At 69.7% G+C, this 2,883-nt stretch carries 3 protein-coding genes and 1 pseudogene; 1 reads left to right on the top strand and 3 read right to left on the bottom strand.

Translation table 11 applies throughout. The features are described 5' to 3' along the window. A partial coding sequence (locus G6027_RS13240) for a winged helix-turn-helix domain-containing protein (protein WP_182637577.1) occupies positions 1-268 on the bottom strand: 268 nt, incomplete at its 3' end. 96 nt (positions 269-364) lie between these two features. Between G6027_RS13240 and G6027_RS13235 the strand changes: the two genes are divergently transcribed. Then, positions 365-1,636, top strand: coding sequence for a pyridoxal phosphate-dependent aminotransferase (locus tag G6027_RS13235; protein ID WP_182637576.1), 1,272 nt, complete (start codon positions 365-367; stop codon positions 1,634-1,636). A gap of 154 nt (positions 1,637-1,790) precedes the next feature. Here the strand turns inward: G6027_RS13235 and G6027_RS13230 are convergent, their stop codons facing one another. Together G6027_RS13230 and G6027_RS13225 are read right to left on the bottom strand one after the other, a co-directional pair. Beyond that, positions 1,791-2,312: a glutathione peroxidase gene (locus G6027_RS13230; protein ID WP_182637575.1), complete on the bottom strand. Its 522-nt coding sequence runs from the start codon at positions 2,310-2,312 to the stop codon at positions 1,791-1,793. Between the two features lie 67 nt (positions 2,313-2,379). Further along, positions 2,380-2,883, bottom strand: a pseudogene (locus tag G6027_RS13225) (MFS transporter); the annotation flags it as partial.

The following is a 2,883-nucleotide window of genomic DNA, read 5'->3' as shown; positions in this document are numbered from 1 at the left end:
CGCGTGCCGCCTGGCCAGCTCCGGCAGCGACCCGGGTACCCGAGCCCTGGGCGGCGTCGACGAAGCCGGCGGCCGAGAGTTCGTCGAACGCCCTGACCACGGTGCCGCGGGAGAGCCCGGTCTGCTGGGCGAGTGCGCGCGTTGAGGGCAGTCTGTCGCCGTCGGCCAGCGACCCGTCGGAGATCAGGTCGATGATCGCGTCCACCAGACCCGCGGTGCCCGACACCTCCCCCAGGACCAGGGATCCGGGACGGGCGGTGCGGGCCATGAGCTCAGCCTAAGCGCACCGGGCCGGAAAGTGGTCTTACACTTCTGCGAGAAGTGGACCTTCTCGCCAGTCCACATTCGCGGTGGGATGGTCCACATGCAGATCTACCGCCAATCCCGACGCCTCCGCGACGTGCGCTACGACGTCCGCGGTCCCATCCTCACCGAGGCCATGCGGCTGGAGGCCGAGGGCCACGACATCCTGCGGCTGAACCTGGGGAACATGCACCCGTTCGGCCTCGAGGCACGGCCCGAGATCGTGGATGCCGTGGCCCGCGAACTCGGCACCGGCCAGGCCTACTCGGACTCGCGGGGCATCCCGCAGGCGCGGGCAGCGGTGGCCGAGCACTACCGGCGCTGGGGCGTGCATGGGATCCGCGCCGAGGACGTATTCCTGGGCAACGGGGTGAGCGAACTCATCACGCTCGTCCTGCAGGCGATGGTCGATCCGGGCGACGAGATCCTGGTGCCAGCGCCCGACTACCCCACCTGGACCGGTGCGGTGAACCTCACCGGTGGCGTGCCCGTGCACTATCTGGCGGACGAATCCGACGGATGGAACCCGTCGCTGGCGGACATCGAGTCCAAGATCACCCCGCGAACGACCGCGCTGGTGGTGATCAACCCCAACAACCCGACCGGTGCCGTCTACAGTGCCGAGACCGTCCGGGGGATGGCCGACATCGCCCGCCGGCACGGGCTCGTCCTGCTCAGCGACGAGATCTACGAGAAGGTGATCTTCGGAGAAGCCCGCCATCATCATGCGGCGCTGGCCGCCGGTGACGACGTACTCTGCCTGACCTTCGGCGGCCTGTCCAAGGCGTACCGGGTGTGCGGATACCGGGCCGGCTGGGTGGCCGCGACCGGGCCCCTCGATCGGGCGCAGGACCTGCTCGAAGGCCTCACCCTGCTTTCCAACATGCGAGTGTGCCCCAACGTCCCGGGCCAGTACGCGATTCCGGTCGCGCTGGCCGAGGACTCACCGTGGGGCGCCGACGTGATCGACCCGGACGGCCGGATCGAGCGGCAGCTCGCGCTGGCGACCGACCGCCTGAACGCCATCCCGGGCGTGAGCTGCGTGGCGCCCCGCGGCGCGCTCTACTGTTTCCCCCGGCTGGACACCGAGCTGTTCGGCATCGGGAGCGACGAGGAACTGGTGCTGGACCTGCTGCGCTCCGAGCACGTCCTGGTGACCCACGGGACCGGCTTCAACTGGCCCGAGCCCGACCACTTCCGGATCGTGTGCCTGCCCGACGCCGCGGTGCTCGAGAGCGCCATCGGCAGGATCGCCGGGTACCTCGAGCGGCGTGCCGGCCTCCACCGGGACTCCGGTACGCCGACGCGAACTCCGCTGCCCGCGATCGGGTAGCGACTCCCGCGGGGACCGGGCGCGGCAGCGTGCAGACCCCGGCGCCACCGCGTGACCCCGGCCCACCCCAACGACAAGAGCGTTCCGCACACATCGCCCGAGAAAGGAGTGCGCGGAACGCTCTTGACGATGGAGGGGGCGGCTCCGCACAGCCTCACTGCCTCCGCAGCGCCTCCTCGACAGCCGTGCGCAGATCCTCCGGCTTGCGGTTGGGGCCGAATCGGCCCACCACGGTGCCGTCACGCCCGATGAGGAACTTGGTGAAGTTCCACGAGATCCGCCCGCCCAACAGGCCGGATTCCTGCGACTTGAGCCAGCGGTACAGCGGATGGGTGCCCGACCCGTTGACCTCGATCTTGGAGAACATCGGGAACTCCACCCCGAAGTTGCGCTCGCAGAACGACCCGATCTCCTCATCGGTGCCCGGCTCCTGGTGCGCGAACTGGTCGCACGGGAAGCCCAGCACCACGAAGCCCTGGTCGCGGTACTCCTCGTACAGCTTCTGCAACCCCTTGTACTGCGGGGTGAACCCGCACTTGCTGGCGGTGTTGACCACCAGGACGACCTGACCGGCATAGTCGGCGAGATCCTTCTCGCTCCCGCCCGGCAGGCCTGCTCGGAAATCCGTGAGGGTGACATTGTCCTCGGGCACGGCGCGTCTCCTCGTCGTCGTCATGACCGGCGGGCGACACCCGCCGTCCGTCCCGAGGCTTCCACACTCCGGGTCGGATACGCACCTGGTATCACCGGGCCGCGGACGCCTCGGGCATTCTCAGCGCCGACGCCGCACCGATCAACCCCAGTATCGCGAGGAAGACCAGCGCCCACTCGACCCCTGCCAACGCGATCACCGAGCTGATGCCGCCCACCACGAGCAGGATGACCCCCATGGCCGAGTTGGAGACCGCGACGTAGGTCGTCCGCAGGTCGCCCTCGGCCACGTCCACGACGTAGGTCTTGCGCCCCACGCGGACCCCGGAGTGCAGCAGTGTGAGAAGGAAGTAGCCGCCCACGAAGAACACGGTCCCCAGGACGGACGCACCGTCGAAACCGGGCATCGAGACTGCCACCACGAACCCCAGCGCCACGATCGAGGCGGCGGCGGCCGCCCACGCCATGAGCCGGCGGCTGGACCGGTCGGCGAGCCGGCCGAAGATCCGCCCCCCGATGAGTGAGGCGATCCCGGAGGCGAGGATGAAGCCGCCGAGCCCGGCCAGCGCCCCGGTGCCCGCCGTGACGGACATCGA

Origin of the sequence: Dietzia sp. SLG310A2-38A2, from assembly GCF_014145095.1 — a bacterium.
GTDB lineage: Bacteria > Actinomycetota > Actinomycetes > Mycobacteriales > Mycobacteriaceae > Dietzia.
The sequence above is the reverse complement of the archived record's forward strand: the minus strand, read 5'-3'. Positions and strand labels throughout refer to the sequence as shown.

Coding starts and splice junctions, on each gene's coding strand:
- G6027_RS13235 (WP_182637576.1), top strand. CDS start 365: ATGCAGATCTACCGCCAATCCCGACGCCTCCGCGACGTGCGCTACGAC.
- G6027_RS13230 (WP_182637575.1), bottom strand. CDS start 2,312: ATGACGACGACGAGGAGACGCGCCGTGCCCGAGGACAATGTCACCCTC.